Annotated in this window: 21 protein-coding genes; 11 read left to right on the top strand and 10 right to left on the bottom strand. The window is 71.7% G+C overall.

Annotation, left to right across the window (positions count from 1 at the left end):
• Window positions 1-11 precede the first annotated feature (11 nt).
• The 4 genes from ACIGXO_RS21400 to ACIGXO_RS21385 form a co-directional block, all read right to left on the bottom strand.
• Window positions 12-797, bottom strand: a complete 786-nt coding sequence (locus tag ACIGXO_RS21400; RefSeq protein ID WP_399788992.1) for an electron transfer flavoprotein subunit beta/FixA family protein — start codon at window positions 795-797, stop codon at window positions 12-14.
• A gap of 211 nt (window positions 798-1,008) precedes the next feature.
• Window positions 1,009-1,521 (bottom strand): flavin reductase family protein, encoded by a 513-nt coding sequence (locus ACIGXO_RS21395; RefSeq protein ID WP_399788989.1) that lies wholly within the window; start codon window positions 1,519-1,521, stop codon window positions 1,009-1,011.
• 56 nt (window positions 1,522-1,577) lie between these two features.
• Window positions 1,578-1,658, bottom strand: coding sequence for a putative leader peptide (locus ACIGXO_RS21390; protein ID WP_382467491.1), 81 nt, complete (start codon window positions 1,656-1,658; stop codon window positions 1,578-1,580).
• A gap of 94 nt (window positions 1,659-1,752) precedes the next feature.
• Entirely contained in the window at window positions 1,753-2,097 is a 345-nt protein-coding gene (locus ACIGXO_RS21385; RefSeq protein ID WP_399788986.1) for a thioredoxin family protein, read from the bottom strand.
• A 289-nt stretch (window positions 2,098-2,386) separates the two neighbouring features.
• Between ACIGXO_RS21385 and ACIGXO_RS21380 the strand changes: the two genes are divergently transcribed.
• A complete protein-coding gene (locus tag ACIGXO_RS21380) occupies window positions 2,387-3,100 on the top strand; it encodes a lysophospholipid acyltransferase family protein (RefSeq protein WP_399788983.1) in 714 nt (237 codons plus the stop codon).
• An 87-nt stretch (window positions 3,101-3,187) separates the two neighbouring features.
• Here ACIGXO_RS21380 and ACIGXO_RS21375 read toward each other — a convergent pair whose 3' ends face one another.
• The 4 genes from ACIGXO_RS21375 to ACIGXO_RS21360 form a co-directional block, all read right to left on the bottom strand.
• Window positions 3,188-3,883, bottom strand: coding sequence for a B3/4 domain-containing protein (locus ACIGXO_RS21375; RefSeq protein ID WP_399788980.1), 696 nt, complete (start codon window positions 3,881-3,883; stop codon window positions 3,188-3,190).
• A gap of 101 nt (window positions 3,884-3,984) precedes the next feature.
• Window positions 3,985-5,058 (bottom strand): threonine aldolase family protein, encoded by a 1,074-nt coding sequence (locus ACIGXO_RS21370; protein WP_399788976.1) that lies wholly within the window; start codon window positions 5,056-5,058, stop codon window positions 3,985-3,987.
• The gene (locus tag ACIGXO_RS21365; RefSeq protein WP_399789682.1) at window positions 5,055-5,816 is read right to left on the bottom strand and encodes an SDR family NAD(P)-dependent oxidoreductase; all 762 of its coding nucleotides are present in this window, start codon (window positions 5,814-5,816) and stop codon (window positions 5,055-5,057) included. Before ACIGXO_RS21365 ends, ACIGXO_RS21370 begins: the two co-directional genes overlap by 4 nt.
• 29 nt (window positions 5,817-5,845) lie before the next feature.
• The gene (locus ACIGXO_RS21360) at window positions 5,846-7,243 is read right to left on the bottom strand and encodes a DUF6421 family protein (protein ID WP_399788973.1); all 1,398 of its coding nucleotides are present in this window, start codon (window positions 7,241-7,243) and stop codon (window positions 5,846-5,848) included.
• A 253-nt stretch (window positions 7,244-7,496) separates the two neighbouring features.
• On the opposite strand from ACIGXO_RS21360, the gene ACIGXO_RS21355 reads away from it, so the two are divergent.
• Both ACIGXO_RS21355 and ACIGXO_RS21350 read left to right on the top strand, forming a co-directional pair.
• Window positions 7,497-8,198 carry a PadR family transcriptional regulator gene (locus ACIGXO_RS21355; RefSeq protein ID WP_399788971.1) on the top strand — a complete coding sequence of 234 codons (702 nt, stop codon included), beginning with the start codon at window positions 7,497-7,499 and terminating at the stop codon, window positions 8,196-8,198.
• A gap of 216 nt (window positions 8,199-8,414) precedes the next feature.
• Window positions 8,415-9,098 (top strand): glycerophosphodiester phosphodiesterase, encoded by a 684-nt coding sequence (locus tag ACIGXO_RS21350; RefSeq protein WP_399788968.1) that lies wholly within the window; start codon window positions 8,415-8,417, stop codon window positions 9,096-9,098.
• An 83-nt stretch (window positions 9,099-9,181) separates the two neighbouring features.
• Here the strand turns inward: ACIGXO_RS21350 and ACIGXO_RS21345 are convergent, their stop codons facing one another.
• Window positions 9,182-9,724 carry a GNAT family N-acetyltransferase gene (locus ACIGXO_RS21345; RefSeq protein WP_399788965.1) on the bottom strand — a complete coding sequence of 181 codons (543 nt, stop codon included), beginning with the start codon at window positions 9,722-9,724 and terminating at the stop codon, window positions 9,182-9,184.
• Between the two features lie 146 nt (window positions 9,725-9,870).
• Here ACIGXO_RS21345 and ACIGXO_RS21340 point away from each other — a divergent pair, with 146 nt between their 5' ends.
• The 8 genes from ACIGXO_RS21340 to ACIGXO_RS21305 all read left to right on the top strand — a co-directional run bounded on the left by ACIGXO_RS21340 (window position 9,871) and on the right by ACIGXO_RS21305 (window position 17,868).
• Window positions 9,871-10,263, top strand: coding sequence for a VOC family protein (locus tag ACIGXO_RS21340; protein WP_399788962.1), 393 nt, complete (start codon window positions 9,871-9,873; stop codon window positions 10,261-10,263).
• 136 nt (window positions 10,264-10,399) lie between these two features.
• Complete coding sequence (locus tag ACIGXO_RS21335; protein ID WP_399788959.1) at window positions 10,400-10,960, top strand: DUF5134 domain-containing protein; 561 nt, start codon at window positions 10,400-10,402, stop codon at window positions 10,958-10,960.
• A 178-nt stretch (window positions 10,961-11,138) separates the two neighbouring features.
• A complete protein-coding gene (locus ACIGXO_RS21330; RefSeq protein ID WP_399788956.1) occupies window positions 11,139-12,074 on the top strand; it encodes a M56 family metallopeptidase in 936 nt (311 codons plus the stop codon).
• Window positions 12,075-12,163: 89 nt separating this feature from the next.
• Window positions 12,164-12,928, top strand: coding sequence for a phosphatase PAP2 family protein (locus tag ACIGXO_RS21325; protein WP_399788954.1), 765 nt, complete (start codon window positions 12,164-12,166; stop codon window positions 12,926-12,928).
• A gap of 88 nt (window positions 12,929-13,016) precedes the next feature.
• The gene (locus ACIGXO_RS21320; RefSeq protein ID WP_399788951.1) at window positions 13,017-13,712 is read left to right on the top strand and encodes an HAD family hydrolase; all 696 of its coding nucleotides are present in this window, start codon (window positions 13,017-13,019) and stop codon (window positions 13,710-13,712) included.
• A gap of 572 nt (window positions 13,713-14,284) precedes the next feature.
• Window positions 14,285-15,316 carry a chitinase gene (locus tag ACIGXO_RS21315; RefSeq protein WP_399788949.1) on the top strand — a complete coding sequence of 344 codons (1,032 nt, stop codon included), beginning with the start codon at window positions 14,285-14,287 and terminating at the stop codon, window positions 15,314-15,316.
• Between the two features lie 132 nt (window positions 15,317-15,448).
• On the top strand, window positions 15,449-15,664 hold the full coding sequence (locus ACIGXO_RS21310) for a hypothetical protein (protein ID WP_399788946.1): 216 nt from the start codon (window positions 15,449-15,451) through the stop codon (window positions 15,662-15,664).
• Window positions 15,661-17,868 (top strand): bifunctional polysaccharide deacetylase/glycosyltransferase family 2 protein, encoded by a 2,208-nt coding sequence (locus ACIGXO_RS21305; protein ID WP_399788943.1) that lies wholly within the window; start codon window positions 15,661-15,663, stop codon window positions 17,866-17,868. The genes ACIGXO_RS21310 and ACIGXO_RS21305 overlap by 4 nt, the downstream gene beginning before the upstream one ends.
• Here the strand turns inward: ACIGXO_RS21305 and ACIGXO_RS21300 are convergent.
• Window positions 17,865-18,605, bottom strand: a complete 741-nt coding sequence (locus tag ACIGXO_RS21300) for a TetR/AcrR family transcriptional regulator (protein ID WP_399788940.1) — start codon at window positions 18,603-18,605, stop codon at window positions 17,865-17,867. The genes ACIGXO_RS21305 and ACIGXO_RS21300 overlap by 4 nt on opposite strands.
• Between the last annotated feature and the right edge of the window lie 85 nt (window positions 18,606-18,690).

The raw sequence follows: 18,690 nt of genomic DNA, 5'->3' as shown, positions 1-18,690 counted from the left end.
TGGCCCGAGGCTCAGATGAACTTCTGGCCCGCGAGGAACTCGGCGAGCTGCTTGGCGCCCTCGCCCTCGTCCTTGACGATCGTGCCGGCGGTGCGCGCCGGACGCTCGGTGGCGTCCTCGACCTTGGTCCAGGCGCCCTCCAGACCGACCTCGTCCGCGTCGATGTCCAGGTCGTCCAGCTCCAGCTCCTCGACCGGCTTCTTCTTGGCGGCCATGATGCCCTTGAAGGAGGGGTAACGCGCCTCACCGGACTGGTCGGTGACCGACACGACGGCCGGCAGCGACGCCTCCAGCTGCTCGGTGGCGGTGTCGCCGTCCCGGCGGCCCTTCACGACGCCACCCTCGACGGAGACCTCGGAGAGCTGGGTGACCTGCGGGACGCCCAGGCGCTCGGCCAGCATCGCCGGGAGGACACCCATGGTGCCGTCGGTGGAGGCCATACCGCACACGACCAGGTCGTAGCCGGTCTTCTCGATGGCCTTGGCCAGCACCAGCGAGGTGCCCACCGCGTCGGTGCCGTGCAGGTCCTCGTCCTCGACGTGCACGCCCTTGTCGGCGCCCATCGACAGCGCCTTGCGGAGCGCGTCGCTGGCGTCCTCGGGGCCGACGGTGAGCACCGTGATCTCGGCGTCGTCGGCCGCTTCCTTGATCTGGAGAGCCTGCTCGACGGCGTACTCATCCAGCTCCGAGAGCAGACCGTCCACGTCGTCGCGGTCGACGGTCAGGTCCTCGGCGAAGTGCCGGTCGCCGGTGGCGTCGGGCACGTACTTCACACAGACAACGATCCTCAGGCTCACGCCGGCTCTCCTACCTGCTTCGTCGCTTCACAACTGCCTTGTGCTGGCAGCATAGGCGCCTGTTGGGGCGGCTCCCGGTCGGGTACGCGTCCCCGCGCCGACCGAAATATTACTCGCCAGTACACCTATGCATTTCCCCGATGGCAAGCGCGTCGAACTGTGACCTTGCCAACGGCCCCGACCTGGCGTGTCGGGGCTGCCGGACGGGGTGTCAGTCACGTAGGGCGGTGAAGCTTCCCTGGTGGTACAGCAACGGCCGACCCGGCCCCGTCGGGTCCCCGACGACGGCCTCGGCCAGCACGATCCGGTGGTCCCCCGCGGGCACCCGCGCCACGACCCGGCCGACCAGCCAGGCGAGCACGCCATCGAGGACCGGCACACCCTGGGGGCCGGTGTGCCAAGAGGTGGGAGCGGCGAAGCGGTCGGCGCCGCTGCGCGCGAAGGTGGCGGCCAGCTCGTGCTGGTCCTCGCCGAGTATGTGCACGCCGACGTACTCCGCCTCCGCGATGACGGGCCAGCTGGAGCTGCCGGTGCCCACCCCGAAGGAGATCAGGGGCGGTTCGGCGGCGACGGAGGTGAGGGAGGTGGCGGTGAAGCCGACCGGGCCCGTGTGCGGGTCCTGCGCCGTGATCACGGCGACGCCCGCCGCGTGCCGCCGGAAGACCGAGCGCAGCAGTTCGGGAGAGGCCAGCTGGGGTGCGGCGAGGTCGGACGAGACGGTCATGAACGTGTCCTTCTGCTGTGGTGTACGAGCCGGAGCGGTACTGCTGTCGTCGCTGCTCAAGCGCCCGGACAGCGCGCGCTCGCGGTGCGCAGGAGGTCCACGTGGACACGTCCGTACAGAAGGGGATCAGGCCGCATGACGTCAGACTGACGATGCGTGCGTGATGCAGTCAAGTGCTCACGGGCAGGTGCGACCACAATCACGCAGCGTGTACGGGTCGCGCGCACGGCTTCAGGTGCCGACCGCGGCACCCAGGGCCGCGATGACGTCCGCCTTGCGGGGCTGGCCCGCGGCGCGGCGCACGACCGTGCCGGCCGCGTCCAGGACCAGGACCGTCGGGGTACGCACGATGCGCAGTTCGCGTACGAGGTCGAGATGGGCCTCGGCGTCCACCTCGACGTGCGTCACGCCCGGCACCATGCCCGCGACGTCCTCCAGCGTGCGGCGGGTGGCCCGGCACGGCTGGCAGAAGGCGCTGGAGAACTGTACGAGCGTGGCCCGCTCCCCCAGTCCGGCGCCGATCCGCTCCGCGGTCAGCCGCTCCGTCCCCTGCTGCCCTGCCAACTGCCCTGCCACCTTCGGCCTTCCGTCGCGTACCTGCCCCTGGTGCCAGCGTAGGCGCGCCGGCGATGATTCCCGGCCGGTGTACCGTCGGTCCCGAGAACCCGGTTGATCAGCGGTTATCGGGGTACGCGACGGGGATCCACCAGACGCGGACGTGACGAGGATCTCCCGGCCCGAAGCGGCCCGGCGGTAGCCCGGACGCCCTTCATCGGGCACGATCTGCCCAAAGCCGCAAAGCTACGGCTGCGTAACTTCCCGCCGGGAGAGCCCCTCCCCAGGCACAGAAGGGGACCCCCCGACCATGGCAGAGCTTGTTTATCCGCCCGTCATCGGCTTCGCCCGCACGGCGTTCAAGGCGCTGGACCTGAAGTTCGACATCGCCGGGACGGAGAACATCCCGCGGCGCGGCGGCGCGGTGCTGGTGAGCAATCACATCGGCTACCTGGACTTCATCTTCTGCGGCCTGGCCGCGCTGCCCGCGAAGCGGCTGGTGCGTTTCATGGCGAAGGACTCGGTGTTCCGGCACAAGGTGTCCGGGCCGCTGATGCGCGCGATGAAGCACATCCCCGTGGACCGCGCGCAGGGTGTGCACGCCTACCGCCACGCGCTGAGCGCGCTGCGCGGCGGCGAGATCATCGGGGTCTTCCCCGAAGCCACCATCTCCGAGTCCTTCACGCTGAAGAACTTCAAGTCCGGTGCGGCCCGGCTGGCCCAGGAGGCCGGCGTGCCGCTGATCCCGATGGCGCTGTGGGGCACGCAGCGGCTGTGGACCAAGGGCCACAAGCGCGACCTGGGGCGGAACCACTTCCCGATCACCATCCGGGTCGGCGAGCCGATCGAGGCGCCCGCCGAGGAGCAGAGCGAGAAGATCACCGACCGGCTGCGCCTCCGCGTGCAGGACCTGCTGGAGGCGGCCCAGCGCGCCTACCCCGTACGCCCCAAGGGACCGGACGACACCTGGTGGGTACCGGCCCACCTGGGCGGCACGGCACCGGCACCGCGGACGGCGGGCTGATCCTCCGGGGCGCGCCCGTACGCGCGCCTCAGCGGTCCCGCCTCAGCGGTCCCGTAGCGCGCGCCTCAGCGGTCCCGTAGGCGCGCCTCAGCGGCGGATCTCGCCCAGCTCGATGCGCGCGCCCGGGGAGAACTTCTCCAGCAGTTCGACCAGTTCCGCGCCCGCCTCCTCCAGCGCGTCCAGGGTCATCGGCGCCATCCGCTCCAGCAGGAACAGCGCGCTGGTGGAGTCCTCGGTGAGGCGGGTGCGGACGCCCTGGCGCCAGTTCCAGCGGCGGCAGGTGACACCGACGCCGTCCCGCCAGACGACCTCGCCCGGCTCGGGGTACTCGGTCACGGCCTCGCCGCTGGCCGCCGTCTCGAACGGCTCGTCTCCTACGGCGCGCACGAGGCGCATGCCGCCCTCGATACGGTCCAGGTCCTCGCCGCCGACCGGGACGACGTGCGCGACGCTGATCGCGTTGTAGACGTCGACGAGGCGGTTGACGCGGGGCAGGCCGCCCTCGGCCAGGGCCCGCCGGGCCAGCGCCTCGGCGGAGTTGCGGGTGCGCGAGGGCTTGGCGCCGAAGGCGGTGTACGCGGCACGCCAGGCGGCGATACCTGGCTCATGGTGCGGGGGCGCGCCGCCCAGCCGTGCGGCGAGCCGGGCCGCCGCCTCGTCCAGCAGCGCCGAACTGGCCTCGTCGCTGGGCCCGTTGACCAGGTCGCGGGCCTCGACGACGAGGTGGGCGAAGCCGGGCGCCAGCGCCCGGACGTCATCGGAGACGGTGACGGAGATGCTCATGGCAGGCATTCCAGCACGCACGAACGCGGTTCAGCAAGCTGCACCGAAAAGTACAACCCACTGAACCGCGCGTCGCGTATCCTGCGCCGGCGTGCCCGGCGTTACGGCCTGCCCATCTCCTCACGGAGCGCGGCCACAAAGCCGTCCACGTCCTCGACGGTGGTGTCGAACGAGCACATCCACCGGACGTCGCCGGCCGCCTCGTCCCAGAAGTAGAAGCGGTACCGCTTCATCAGGCGCTCGCTCACGTCGTGCGGCAGCCGCGCGAAGACGGCGTTGGCCTGGACCGGGTACAGGATCTCCACGCCCTCGACCGCGCGCACCCCGGCGGCCAGCCGCTGCGCCATCGTGTTGGCGTGCCGGGCGTTGCGCAGCCACAGGTCCTTGGCCAGCAGCGCTTCCAGCTGTACGGACACGAAGCGCATCTTCGAGGCCAGCTGCATCGACAGCTTCCGCAGGTGCTTCATGGCGCGCACGGCGTCGGAGTTGATGACGACCACGGCCTCGCCGAAGATCGCGCCGTTCTTCGTGCCGCCCAGCGACAGGATGTCCACGCCCACGGCGTTGGTGAACGCCCGCATGGGAACGTCCAGCGACGCCGAGGCGTTGGCTATCCGGGAGCCGTCGAGATGCACGACCATGCCGCGCTCGTGGGCGTGCTCGCAGATCGCCCGGATCTCCTCGGGGGTGTAGACCGTGCCGAGTTCGGTGTTCTGCGTGATCGAGACGGCCTGCGGCATGGCCCGGTGCTCGTCGTCCCAGCCGTACGCCTCGCGGTCGATGAGCTCGGGAGTGAGCTTGCCGTCCGGGGTGGGGACGGTCAGCAGCTTCAGGCCGCCGACCCGCTCCGGCGCCCCGCATTCGTCGACGTTGATGTGCGCGGACTCGGCGCAGATCACCGCGCCCCAGCGGTCGGTCACGGCCTGGAGGGCCACGACGTTGGCGCCGGTGCCGTTGAAGACGGGGAACGCCTCGGCGGTCTGCCCGAAGTGGCTGCGGATGACGCGCTGGAGGTTCTCGGTGTACTCGTCCCCGCCGTAGGCGATCTGGTGACCGCCGTTGGCGAGGGCGAGCGCTTCGAGGATCTCGGGGTGCGTGCCGGCGTAGTTGTCGCTGGCGAAGCCGCGCACCGAGGGGTCGTGGTGGCGCCGCGCGTCGGTCTTGCCGGCAGTCACGGCTTGGGGGTCAGCCACAGACGCTGTCCATTCACTTCGTGGGCGGGCCGGTTCCAGACGCCGACGATGGCCTCTGCCAGCTCCGTCACGTCCGTGAAGCCCGCGAATTTCGCGTTCGGTCGCTCGGCGCGCATCTGGTCGTTGACGAGCGCCTTGACCACCAGGATGGCAGCCGCCGCGTGCGGGCCGCCGTCACCCCCGGCCTTGCGGAAGGCATCACCCAGGGCGAGGGTCCAGGCTTCGGCCGCCGCCTTCGACGCGGCGTAGGCGGCGTTCCCGGCCGTCGGCCTGCTCGCGCCCGCCGCGCTGATGAGCAGGTAGCGGCCGTTGCCGCTGCGCTTCAGCGGGCCCTCGAAGGCCAGCGAGGTGTGCTGGACGGTGCGGATCAGCAGCTTCTCCAGCAGGTCCCAGTCGGCGAGGTCGGTCTCCGCGAAGGACGCGGAGCCGCGCCAGCCGCCCACGAGGTGCACCAGGCCGTCGATCCGGCCGAATTCCTTCTCCGTGCGGTCCGCCCAGTCCCGGGTGGCGTCCAGGTCCAGGAGGTCTACGGTGTCGCCGATGACGGTCGCGCCGCCGTGGGCGTACCGCGCGGCGTCCACCGCCTCGGCCAGCCGTGCGGCGTCCGCGTCCGAGGCGACCACCGTGGCGCCCGCCTCGGCCAGCCGCAGCAGCGCCGCCCGGCCCGCCGGGCCCGCCGCGCCGGCCACCGCGACGACCGCGCCCTCCAGTACGCCCTGGTTACCGGTCGTAGTAGTCATCTCGGCCTCCCGCTGCTCCTCGTCCGCGCTCACGCCGCCGCCCCTGCCTGGTCGCCGGCCGTGATGCCCTTCGTGGAGGCGATGACATCACGCAGCTTCTTGCGCAGGGCCTCATAGAACATGCTCAACGGGAATTCGTCCGGAAGCACCTCGTCGACGAGTTTCCGCGGCGGAAGGCTCAGATCCAGCGCGTCGGGGCCCTTGGCCCAGACCGAGCCCGGGTGCGGCGCGAGGTAGGTGGAGACCAGGTCGTACGCGGCGAACCAGTGGACCAGCTTGGGCCGGTCGATGCCGTCGCGGTAGAGCTTCTCGATCTCGCCGCACAGCTGCTGGGTGACCAGCGGGGCCCGCTGCCAGTCGATGTGCAGGGTGTTGTCCGTCCAGCGCACGACGTCGTGCTTGTGGAGGTACGCGAAGAGCAGCTGGCCGCCGAGGCCGTCGTAGTTCTTCACGCGGTCGCCGGTGACCGGGAAGCGGAACATCCGGTCGAAGATCACGGCGTACTGGACGTCCTTGGCCTGCGGCAGGCCCTCCGCCTCCAGCTTCACGGCCTCCTTGAAGGCGGTGAGGTCGCAGCGCAGCTCCTCCAGGCCGTACATCCAGAACGGCTGCCGCTGCTTGATCATGAAGGGGTCGAAGGGCAGGTCACCGTGGCTGTGGGTGCGGTCGTGCACCATGTCCCACAGGACGAACGCCTGCTGGCAGCGGTCCTGGTCGGCGAGCATCGCGCGCACGTCGTCCGGGAGGTCGATGCCGAGGACGTCCACGGCGGCCTCGCTGACCCGGCGGAAGCGCGCGGCCTCGCGGTCGCAGAAGATGCCGCCCCAGCTGAAGCGCTCGGGGGCCTCGCGCACGGCGATGGTCTCGGGGAAGAGCACCGCGGAGTTGGTGTCGTAGCCGGCGGTGAAGTCCTCGAAGGTGATGCCGCAGAACAGCGGGTTGTCGTAGCGGGTGCGCTCCAGCTCCGCGAGCCACTCGGGCCAGACCATGCGCAGCACGACCGCTTCGAAGTTGCGGTCCGGGTTGCCGTTCTGCGTGTACATCGGGAAGACGACCAGGTGCTGCAGGCCGTCCGCGCGGTCGCGGGCCGGCTGGAAGGCGAGCAGCGAGTCCAGGAAGTCCGGCACGGCGAAGCCGCCGTCGGCCCAGCGGCGCAGGTCGGCGACGAGCGCGCGGTGGTACGCGGCGTCGTGCGGCAGCAGCGGGGAGAGCGCCTCGATCGCGGCTATCGCGCGGTCCACCGTGCGCCGGACCGTGGCGGCGTCGGGCGCGCCCTCGGCGTCCAGGTCGATGGAGCCGTCCGCGGACTGCCAGGGCCTGATGGCCTCGATGGCGTCCTTCAGTACGGGCCAGGCCGCGTGCTCGACCACGCGCTCTGCGGTCGAGGTGCCCGCCTGGACACTCACAGGCGAAAGAATTTCCGTCATGACTGCCCTCCGGCAGGAGATCGTTCGGTGGGTACACCGTAACCGGCGCACTCCCGCCCCTCAAGGGGGATCAACGGAAATCATCCTGCTCAACCCCCACCAACGAAGATGTTTTTCCTGTCGAGGTAGCGGGAATCGGCGTTTTCTGCCGTACCGGCCATTCGAGTGGCGTACTTACGGTGACCGACCGAATCCGGTCACCAGCCCGCGTTCATACGATCACCGGCCGATCAGGAACGTCCCGGATCGCGAGATGTCCGGACTCCGCGTCCGCGCTCCCCCGCCGCGCCCCGAAAATGGCCGGGCAAGCACGCCGTACCGCCGCCAGGGGGCCATCACGTACCCGCGACTCCCCGTCACCGCCTGGGCCGTGCTCGGGCTGCTCTCCTTCCGTGACGGCCGCACCGGCTACGACCTCAAGAAGTGGGCCGACGCCTCGCTCCGCTTCTTCTACTGGTCGCCGGCCATCAGCCAGATCTACGCCGAGCTGCGCCGCCTGGAGGAGCTGGGCCTCGTCACCTCGCGGCGCTCGGGCCCGGACGAGCCACGGGCCAAGCGCCACTACACGATCACCGAGGACGGCCGCGCCGCGCTGGCCGGCTGGGCGGACGGCACGCAGGACTGCGGCCCGCCGGTCCTCAAGCACCCGCTCCTCCTGCGCGTCTGGCTCGGCCACCTCGCCGTACCGGACACGCTGCGCGCCCTCGTGGAGCGGCACCGGGAGCGCACCCTGGCCGGACTGCGGGAGGTGCGGGAGGCGCTGGCCGAGGCGAGTCCGGAGCCGGAGTGGGACTTCCCACGCGTCGCGCTGGGCTGGAGCGAGCGGCAGCACCTGGCGGAGCTGGAGCTGACCGAGGCGATGCTCGCCGACCTGGAGCGGCTGGGCGGCCGTCAGCACGCGCAGGAGCGGCTGGGCGGCCGTCAGCACGCGCAGGACGCGCCCACGCACGAGTGAGCGGATTCGTGTGCCCGCGCCCCGCCCGGGGTCGCGAGTGCCTGCGCGGGGCACGCCGCGACGACATCCGGTGTTCCCTTCGTGGTCAGCGTGGCCCGTTAGGCTGGCCGCCGTTTCCGGCAGCCGTGCCACCCGCCGGTGGCAGCGGCGGCCGGCGGCACCGGGGCCGGTGCCGTACCGCCAGCCACAGCCGACAGCCACAGAAGCGAGGCAGCCTTGTCCTTCCTGACCATCGGACACCGCGGGGTCATGGGTGTGGAGCCGGAGAACACCCTGCGCTCCTTCCGCCGCGCCGAACACGAAGGGCTCGACCTCATCGAGCTGGACGTGCACCTCAGCAAGGACGGCGCGCTCGTCGTCATGCACGACGCGGACGTGGACCGCACGACCGACGGACACGGGCCGATCGCCGACCACACCCTCGCCGCGCTGCGCGAGATGGACGCGGGCAAGGGCGAGCGCATCCCGGTCTTCGAAGAGGTCGTCGAGGCGGTACAGGGACCGCTGCAGGCCGAGATCAAGGACGTGGCGGCGGCCCGCGCGCTGGCCGACGTGCTGCGCGAGCGCGACCTCGTCGACCGGGTCGACGTGATCTCCTTCCACGACGAGGCGCTGGCGGCCGTCCGCACGATGCTGCCCGGCGTCCGTACGGGCCTGGTGGCGAGCCGGTACGGCATGGACGTGGTGGACCGGGCGCGCACCGTGGGCGCGGAGTACCTCTCGCTGAACATCCGCCGGCTCACCCTGGAGCTGGTCGAACGCGCGCACGCGGCCGACCTGCGGGTGCTCGCCTGGACCGTGAACACCCACGACCAACTGCGGATCGCCCGCGGGATGGGCCTGGACGGCGTGGTCACCGACTTCCCCGAGATCCGCCGGGCGACGCGCTTCACGGCGTAGCGGCCGCGCTGCATTCCGTACCGAACGGCTTCCGTACCGAACGGCATTCCGTACCGAACGGCCTGGTTTTCCGGCGGTCGGCTTCAGGCCAGCTTCTTGACCAGCAGCTCGAATTCCAGGTCGTCGCGCTGCGGGATGCCGAAGCGCTCGTCGCCGTACGGGAACGGGGTCATCCGGCCGGTGCGCGCGTAGCCGCGGCGCTCGTACCAGGCGATCAGCTCGGCGCGCTGCCGGATGACCGTCATGTGCATCTCGCGGGCGCCCCACTCGGCGCGCACGGTGCGCTCGGCCTCGGCGATGATCACCTTGCCCAGGCCGCCGCCCTGGAGCGCGGGGCGCACCGCGAACATGCCGAAGTAGGCGTGCTCGCCGCGGTGTTCCAGCTGGCAGCAGGCGACCAGCTCGCCCTCCCGCTCGGCCACCAAGAGCCGGCTGCCCTCGGCTGCGACCACCGCGGCGACGCCCTCGGGGTCCGTGCGCTGCCCCGCCAGCAGGTCGGCCTCCGTGGTCCAGCCCGCCCGGCTGGCGTCGCCCCGGTACGCCGACTCGATGAGCTCGACGAGCGCGGGGACGTCGGCGTCGGTGGCGGCGCGGAAGGTCAGCTCGGGTGCGGGCGTGGTGGCCATGGCGGGCGGGGGTCCTCTCGGGCGGGCGGGGCGGCGGCCGCGCACCCGGTCAGGCGTGGCGCGCGCGGCCGGTGTCGAGGCTAACAAGGGCCCGGGACCGCACGTCGCCGTGTTCCGGAAGCCGGGCAGCCCGTAGGGTCCTTGGCATGGTGCAGGTACTGAGCAGCAGAGTGCTGGTGCGGCCGGCCGACCCCGAGCGGTCGCGGGACTTCTACGGAAAGGCGCTGGGCCTCCCGGTGTACCGGGAGTTCGGCACGGGGCCCGAACGCGGCGTCGTGTACTTCCTGGGCGGCGGCTTCCTGGAGGTGTCGGGCCGCTCCGAGGAGCCGCCCACCCCGACGCTCCAGCTGTGGCTCCAGGTCGCGGACGCGGCGGCGGCGCACGAGGAACTGGCGGCGCACGGCGTGGAGATCCTGCGGCCGCCGGTCAAGGAGCCGTGGGGGCTGATCGAGATGTGGATCGCCGACCCGGACGGCCACCGGATCGTCCTCACGGAGGTCCCGGCGGACCATCCGCTGCGGTACCGGCCGGGGATCTGACGCCCTACGGACGCGATCGCCCGGTAATCGCACACGCGCTCCCTCGTGCGCCTGTGCGCTCCCGTGAAGCCGGTCGGCGGCGGGCATCCTGCGAGCGGAAGAGATCGTTCGCGCCGGAGCACCGGGGAGGCACGCCGTGCATGGACCGACGATGGTCGGCTGGCTGCTGGTCGCGCTGTGCGCGGCGGCGAGCGGGTACTGCCTGCTGCGCTCGCGCGCGGGGGCGGAGCGGGACCCGGCCCGCCGCGGGCAGGCGCGCGGCGAGGGGCTGATGGCGCTGGGCATGGCGGCGATGGCGCTGCCGGCCGCCGTCGTGCCGCTGCCCGGCTGGTCGGCGTGGGCCTTCGTGGCGGCCTTCGGGGCGACCGGCCTGTGGGCCCTCGCGGCCCGCCACCGGCATCACGCGGTGGGCTCGCTGGCCATGGTGTACATGGCGCTGGTGATGACGACGGCGCAGGCCGGTGCCGGGCACGCGGACCATGCGGGGCACGGCGGTGCGGGCGGGATACCCGTACTGACGGGCCTGCTGCTCGCGTACTTCGCGGTGCACGCCGTCGCGTCCGGCATACGCCTGATACCGGCCCCCGCCGCGGTCCCGGCCGGCGGCCCGCCCGGCGCCGTGCCACGGCCCGAGTTGCTGAGCGCCTGCCGGACGGCCATGAGCGTCGGCATGTTCACGATGCTGCTGACGGTCTAGAAACCGCTGAAGCCGACGGTGCAAGCGCCGGGGAGCCCGGGTCCGGACACCGGCGCTGAGCGCTCCCAGCGCCGCACGCCCCGTCCGTCCGCGCCTCACACCTCAGCCACCGGTGGCATGCGTCACTTCCGTGGCAAGACCGTACCTCTCAGTAGCCTCCCGCCATAAGGTGACGGCCATGATGGTCACCTTCGCGCTGATCCTTCTCGGCGCGCTGGCGGCGGCGATGGCGCCGCGGCTGATGGCCCGCGCCGATTGGCCCGACCGCGAGCCGGTGCTCGCCCTGTGGGTCTGGCAGTGCGTGGTCGCCGGTGTGCTGCTGTGCTGTGTGCTGGCCATGGCCCTGAGCGCCGCGGCGGCCTGGGAGGCGGTGCGGGGCAACGTCTTCGCGCTCGCCCCGCACGACGTCATCGAGGCGTACGCGCTCGGCGCCTATGGCGCCTGGGCGGCCCCGCTGGCCGTCCTCCTCGCGTGCGGCGGCGCGTGGACCGCCGTCGTGCTGACACGGGAGGTACGGGCCGCCCGGGCGCGCCGCAAGCAGCGCCGCGCCGACGTGGCGCTGCGCTCCCCGCTGCTGCCCGGCGAGGAGCGGACCGACGAGCCGCTCGTGGTGCTGGAGGGCGACCGCGCCGAGGCGTGGTGGCTGCCCGGCCTCTCGCCCCAGCTGGTCGTCACCACGGCCGCGCTGCGCCGGCTGAACGGGGATCAGCTCGACGCGGTGATCGCGCACGAGAAGGGCCACGCCCGGGCGCGCCACCATCTGCTGCTGCACTGCGCGACGGCGCTGGCCGTGGGGTTCCCGCAGGTGCCGGTCTTCGCGGCGTTCCAGGACCAGGTGCACCGGCTCGTCGAACTGTGCGCCGACGACATGGCGTCACGCCGCTTCGGGCGGCTGACGACCGCCCTGGCACTGGTCGAACTGAACGAGGACCGCGGGGTCTTCGGCCCGTGCCCGGCGCAGTGCGCGCAGGTCCCGGCGCGGGTCGACCGGCTGCTCGCCCCGGCCGCCCGCCTGACGCCGGTCCGCCGGCTCGGCATGACCGCCGTGGCCGCGCTGGCGCCGGTCGTCCCCCTGCTGATCACCTTCGTACCGGGGCTGAGCGCGCTCACCTGACCTCGTCATCGGGCCGGTACGCGACATGAGCGCGGCTGCGAGGTGGCGCGAGGTGGCCGGGGCCCGGGTGGTTCGGCCAGGATCGGGGCATGGGTACTCCGTCCTCCTCCGGCACCGGCAGCGCACCCGGGACGGCCACGCCGCCCGCGACCACGGCAGGCACACGGGCGCTGTGCGCGGCGGGATGGCTCGCCGCCGCGGCCGTGGCGCTCGGCGCCCTGGTGGCCGTCCGCTGGGCACCGCTGGCGCACACGGACCGGGCCGTCGCGGGGGACCTGCACCAGATGGCGCGCGCGTCACCGGACTGGACCGAGGCGAACCGCATCCTCACCGACTGGGTCTGGGACCCCTGGACCATGCGTGCGGTGCTGCTGCTGTTCGTGGGGTGGCTGGTGTGGCGCGGGGTGCGTGTCCTCGCCGCGTGGGTGGCGGCCACCTCCGTCGTCGGCACGCTGCTCCAGCAGGGCATCAAGGCGCTGCTGGACCGGCCGCGCCCGGTCTGGCCGGACCCGGTCGACTCCGCGCATTACGCCTCGTTCCCCTCGGGCCACGCGATGACCGCCACGGTCGCGGGCGGGCTGGCGCTGTGGGTGCTGGCCGAGCGCGGCGCTCCCGTGGTGTGGCGCCGGGTGACGGCCGTACTGGCCCTCGTGTCCGTGCTCGGCGTCGGCTGCACCCGCCTGTACCTCGGCGTGCACTGGCTCTCCGACGTACTGGCCGGCTGGCTGCTGGGCGCGGCACTGGTGGCCGCCGCGGCCGGCCTCTACACCCGCCTCGCCACGGCCGCGGCCACCCCGCCAGCCGACGCCGGCAAGCCCCCCGGCCCGGCCGCCCCGCCACCCGGCGCCGGCTGAGCCCACGCCCCGGCCGCCACACCCGCCACACCCGCCCCTCCCCCGCATGCCCTTGGCCCGGCCCGCCGTACAGGACAGGATGGTGACCATGGCGTACAAGGGCGTGCTCTTCGACTTCTCCGGGACGCTGCTGCGGATCGAGCCGGTCGCCACCTGGCTGCGCGCGGCGCTCGACGCGACCGGTACCACCATGACCGAGGCGGAATTCGGCCACGCGGTACGGGAGTTGGACCGTGCCGGCGCGCTGCCCGGCGGCTCCTCGCCCGAGCGGCTGCCCGCCGGCCTGGAGGAACTGTGGCGGATCCGGGACCGCACGGCCGCACACCATCGCGACCTCTACACCACGCTCGCCCGCCAAGTCCCGCTCCCCAGCGAGGAGTTGTACGACGCGCTGTACGCCCGCCACAAGTCGCCCGCCGCGTGGGCGCCGTACCCGGACGCCGCCGAGGTACTGGGCGGGCTGCGTGACCGCGGCGTGGCGACCGGCCTGGTCAGCAACATCGGCTGGGACCTGCGCCCCGTACTGCGGTCGCACGGCCTGGACCCGCTGATCAGTACGTACGTCCTGTCCTTCGAGCACGGCATCCAGAAGCCGGACCCGCGGATCTTCGAACTGGCCTGCCGCGAGCTGGGGCTGCCCCCGCAGGACGTCCTGATGGTCGGCGACGACCGGCGCGCGGACGGCGGCGCGCAGGCCCTCGGCTGCGGCTACTTCCCCGTCGACCCGCTCCCCGCCACGGCCCGCCCGCACGCCCTCACCCCGGTCCTCACCCTCGTCGACTGACGGCCCCCTGCACCGCCCTGACCTGCTGCTCGCACCAGCGGATGAGGCTCGGCGGAGCAGATCGAGAAAAATGCGAGGCCCATGCTTGAGGCCCCTGTAAAAGGTGTATAACGGTAGAAAGCGGTCGAGCCCGAGTGGGCCAGTCGTAGGAAGAGGCTGATCGTGACCTCTGTCCAGAACAGCCGGGCGCAAAAGCCCGGGCCGCACCCACTGCGGCGCGCAACCGACTGGCCGGCCGCGGGCGCCGGGCGCCGTTCGGGCTGCATGCTGCGCAGCCCCGGCTCTCACCTCAGGCGGCGGGCATCCGACCGCGTGACCGCTACCGCACCCGTGCGTCGCACCACCGTGCGCAGGGTCGCCACCCCGCGGAGCAGGCGGCCCCGCTCGACGTCGTCGCGCACCACGTCCGGACGCCGAACAGCGGACTCGGACGGCGGCCCAGGCGGCGACACCCCCCGGCCCTCACGGGTCACCTCTTCCGCATGCCCTGCCCGGCCCCGGCACCCGGGGCCGGGCAGGGCATGCCGCGTATCCGGGGGAGGTGGCTCATGATGCGCCGCGGGCCCACAGGCGTGACCGCACGACTGACGCTGGCGCTGGGCGTCGCGGCGCTGCTCGCCTGGCTGATCCCGGCCCACCTGGGCAACGGGCGGGACGGCCGTGCCGCATCCGCGCAGCCCTCCTTCGCGCCGTACGCCCTCACCTCCATCGACTCCACGTCGGATGTGCTCCGTGCCGCGACGAAGATCGGGGTCAAACAGTTCAATCTCGGCTTCGTGATCAGCGACGGTGGCCGCTGCGGACCGGAGTGGGGCGGCGACGAGCAGCTGCGGTCCCGCGCCGTCGCCCAGCGGATCGATGACCTGCGCGCCGGGGGCGGAGACGTCCGGGTCTCCTTCGGCGGCCAGGCAGGCACGGAACTGGCCCGCGCCTGCCCCTCGGTGGCCGCGCTGGAGAAGGCGTACGCGAAGGTGGTCGACGCCTACGGGCTGACCAAGGCCGACTTCGACCTGGAGGGGCCCGCGGTGGCGGACACGGGAGTCAATGCGCGGCGCGCCCAGGCTGTCGCCCGACTGCAGAAGACCCACCCGGATCTCGACGTGTCCCTCACGCTCGCGGTGGAACCGCAAGGAATGGCCCAGAAGGAAGTGAGGCTGCTGACCGATGCGCGGAAGCGCGGCGTCGACATCTCCGCGGTGAACATCCTGGCGATGCACTACGGCGACTCGTACAACGGCGACATGGGGAAATACGCCGTCCAGGCCGCCACCGCAGCCCAGCGGCAAATCAAAAAGGCGCTGGCGATCGAGGATGACGCCACGGCGTGGCGGACTCTCGCCGTCACCCCGATGGTCGGCGTCAATGACGTGAAGACCGAGGTGTTCACGGTCGAGGACGCCAAGCAGTTGAAGCGATTCGCCGACCGCAAAGGACTCGCCTGGCTGTCGATGTGGTCGACCGACCGTGACCAGCAGTGCGCCGAGGGAGCGACGACGAAACCGCACTCCACCTGTTCCGGAATCCTCCAGGACGAGCTGGCCTTTACGCGCGTGTTCGCACCCGAATCCGACGCGAACTCATCCTCCGCACCCGCATTTCACTGACTCCGCCACCGGCTTCCGCGCCGCGCTGAGGAAATCGGGCCGGTGAGCCAGTGCGCCTCGATAGAAAGCCAAAGCGTTGTTTCCCGGTGTCAACACCCGGGAGGCTCGGACGATTTGAATGGAATCTCTGTGATGACTCTGCAGCTCAAGCAGGGCGACGAGCACCCGGTATTCGTCGCCTCCTCCGGCCGCCGGGCTCGCCTCCTCTGGGTCCTCGGAATTGTCCTGGCCCTCGCTTGCCTTGCCTATGCCGCTCTGATCGGCATCTCCTTCATGGGTGATTCCGGCCGCGCCCCGGATCCGGTGCCCGCGTCGTCCGCCGCATACCGGAGTGGGAGCGTCCCGTGATCGCACGACACCGTGTGCCGAGGGCGCTGCGCCGCGCCGGCAGCGTCGTGCGGCGCGCCCTGCCCCGTCCCCGGTTCCTGCTCGCCGTCCTCGGCCTGTTCGCTCTCGCCTGCCTGCTGATGCTCAACGGCCACATGCACGCGCAGCTGAAGATCGACCCGAAGGCGAACAAGGCCGGAACCTGGGACCGGGTGCCCGCGTCGATCCGCGACGGCGGCCCGGTCATCGGCCAGGAGCACGGAAAGCTGGTCGGCCGCTCCCTTCCGCAGAAGACCATCGTGCTCTCCTTCGACGACGGTCCGGACCCCTCCTGGACGCCCAAGGTGCTCGAGCTGCTGCGCCGGCACCACGTGCGCGCCGATTTCTTCCTGATCGGCCAGAACATCGCCCGCCACCCCTCCCTGGTACGCACGATGGTGAACCAGGGCCACGAGGTCGGCGTGCACACCTTCAGCCACGCCAACCTCGGGTACAGGAGCCACGCGAGCATCGATCAGGAGCTGTCCAGGACGCAGTCGGCGCTGGCCGGGGCTGCGGGCGTCACCACCTCGCTGATCCGCACGCCGTACTCCAGCACTCCCGACGCCATCGACGACAGGGCCTTCCCGGTCCTGAAATACCTCTCCTCCAAGGGCTACACCACCGCCTACGTCGACACCGACAGCAACGACTGGAAGAAGCCCGGCGTCGCGAAGATCGTCCGCAACGCCACCCCGCAGGGCGACAAGGGCGCCCTGACGCTGTTCCACGACGCGGGCGGCGACCGCTCCGAGTCCCTCAAGGGCGTGGACGCCTACATCACGCATATGAAGGCCAAGGGGTACCGGTTCACCACGATCAGCACGGCCATGGGGTCCGCGAGCGCCATGCACGACGCCACGGGAACGACCGCCTGGAAGGGCCGGGCGATGCTGACCGTGACAGCGGTGGCGATAGGGACCGCTCCCTGGCTGGCGTACCTCTTCTACGTCGTCGGCGGTCTGGTCGTCCTCCGCTTCGTCATGATGCTGGTCCTGGCCGGCCGGCACCACCGCCAGCGCAACCCCAAGCGCTCCCGGGAGGAGTTCTCCTGGGGGCCGCCGGTCACCGAACCGGTGTCGGTCCTGGTGCCCGCGTACAACGAGAAGGAGTGCATCGCCCATACCGTGCGATCGCTGACCGCCAGTACGCATCCCATCGAAGTCATCGTGATCGACGACGGGTCCACCGACGGCACAGCGGACATCGTCGAGGCCCTCGGGCTGCCGAACGTCCGCGTCCTGCGGCAGCGCAACGCCGGCAAGTCCGCGGCGCTCAACAACGGAATCGTCCACGCTCGCCACGACATCATCGTGATGATGGACGGCGACACCGTCTTCGAACCGTCCACCGTCTCCGCACTCGTCCAGCCCTTCGCCGACGCGCGCATCGGCGCGGTCTCGGGTAACGCCAAGGTCGGCAACCGCAGGTCACTCATCGGCGCCTGGCAGCACATCGAGTACGTGATGAGCTTCAACCTCGACCGCCGGATGTACGACGCCCTGGACTGCATACCGACCATCCCCGGCGCGGTCGGAGCCTTCCGCCGCCGGGCGCTGGAGGAGGTGGGCGGCATGAGCGGGGACACCCTCGCCGAGGACACCGACATCACCATCGCCATGCACCGCGCGGGCTGGCGTGTCGTCTATCAGGAGCACGCCGTCGCCTGGACCGAGGCGCCGAGCAGTTTCCGCCTGCTGTGGCGGCAGCGTTACCGCTGGAGTTACGGCACGATGCAGGCGCTGTGGAAGCACCGCCACTCGGTCGTCGAGCGCGGGCCCTCGGGCCGCTTCGGCAGGGTCGGCATGCCGCTCGTGGGGATCTTCCACGTCGGTGCCCCACTGCTGTCGCCGGTGATCGACGTCTTCACCCTCTACGGGATGATCTTCCTCTCCCCATGGAAGTCGCTGGCGGTCTGGTGCCTGCTGCTCCTCTTCCAGCTCCTGTGCGCCGTCTACGCGTTCCGCCTCGACCGGGAGCGCTGCCGCTGCCTGGTGATGCTCCCCCTCCAGCAGGTCGTCTACCGGCAATTGATGTACGTGGTGCTCATCCACTCCTGCATCACGGCCGCCACGGGTGCGCGGCTGCGCTGGCAGAAGATCCGCCGCACCGGCGAAGTGGTCGCCCCGTCTCCGGATGCGTCGGCCGTCGCGTCCGCCGGCAGCCGCCAAGGGCTGAGCGCCTAGCTGAAGCGGTCGAGCAGTGCGTCCAGGCCGGCCGCCAGCTCTTCCGGGCCGCCCTGGTCGGCCATGGCGATGGCGGTCGCCCGCAACCGGGGCAGTTCCTGCGCCAGCATCCGGTGCAGGCCGAGCCGGAACGCCGGGTCCGGCTCGGCGGGCTCGTCGTCCATGGCCCGCAGCTCGACGATGAGGTATCCGAGCAGCCACGCCGTGAAGGCCCGGTGGACGGACACCGCGCGGCGGTCGTTCATGCCGCCGGCGCGCAGCAGGGCCAGGACACGCTCGTCGCTGCGCAGCACGGCCGGTGGCCGCCGGGCCAGCGGGGTGGACAGCAGGCGGGTGGCCAGCAGGGGCACCACGTGGGGGTGGCGCAGCCCGACCCGGTAGGTGGCGAGCGCGATACGGTGCAGCCCCCGCCGCCACTCACCCGTCGGCAGCTGCCCGACTCCTCCGGGCGGCGGCTCCCCGACGCCTTCGGGCTCCTCTCCCAGGACCTGCTCCAACTCCTCGCAGAACGCCTCCACCAGCCCGTCCAGCAGTTCGCTCTTGCTCGCCGCGTACCGGTACAGGGCCATCGCCTCCACGCCCAGCTCCGCACCGAGCTTCCGCATGCTCAGCCCGGAAAGTCCGTCGCGGTCGACCACCTCAAGCGCCGTGGCCAGTACGCGTTCCCTGGTCAGCCGCCCGTAGTGCCCCCGATCACTGGCTCGCCGGCCGCCTTCGCCTTGCGTGTCGTTCTCCATGGCCGCCTCCAGGTTGCCCCTTGACCTTACGGAGTAATGGGATCAAAGTCGTACATATACGACGTAAACATACGCCGTCAGCGTA

Source organism: Streptomyces sp. NPDC053542 (genome assembly GCF_044544685.1).
Taxonomy (GTDB): Bacteria; Actinomycetota; Actinomycetes; order Streptomycetales; family Streptomycetaceae; genus Streptomyces.
The sequence above is the reverse complement of the archived record's forward strand: the minus strand, read 5'-3'. Positions and strand labels throughout refer to the sequence as shown.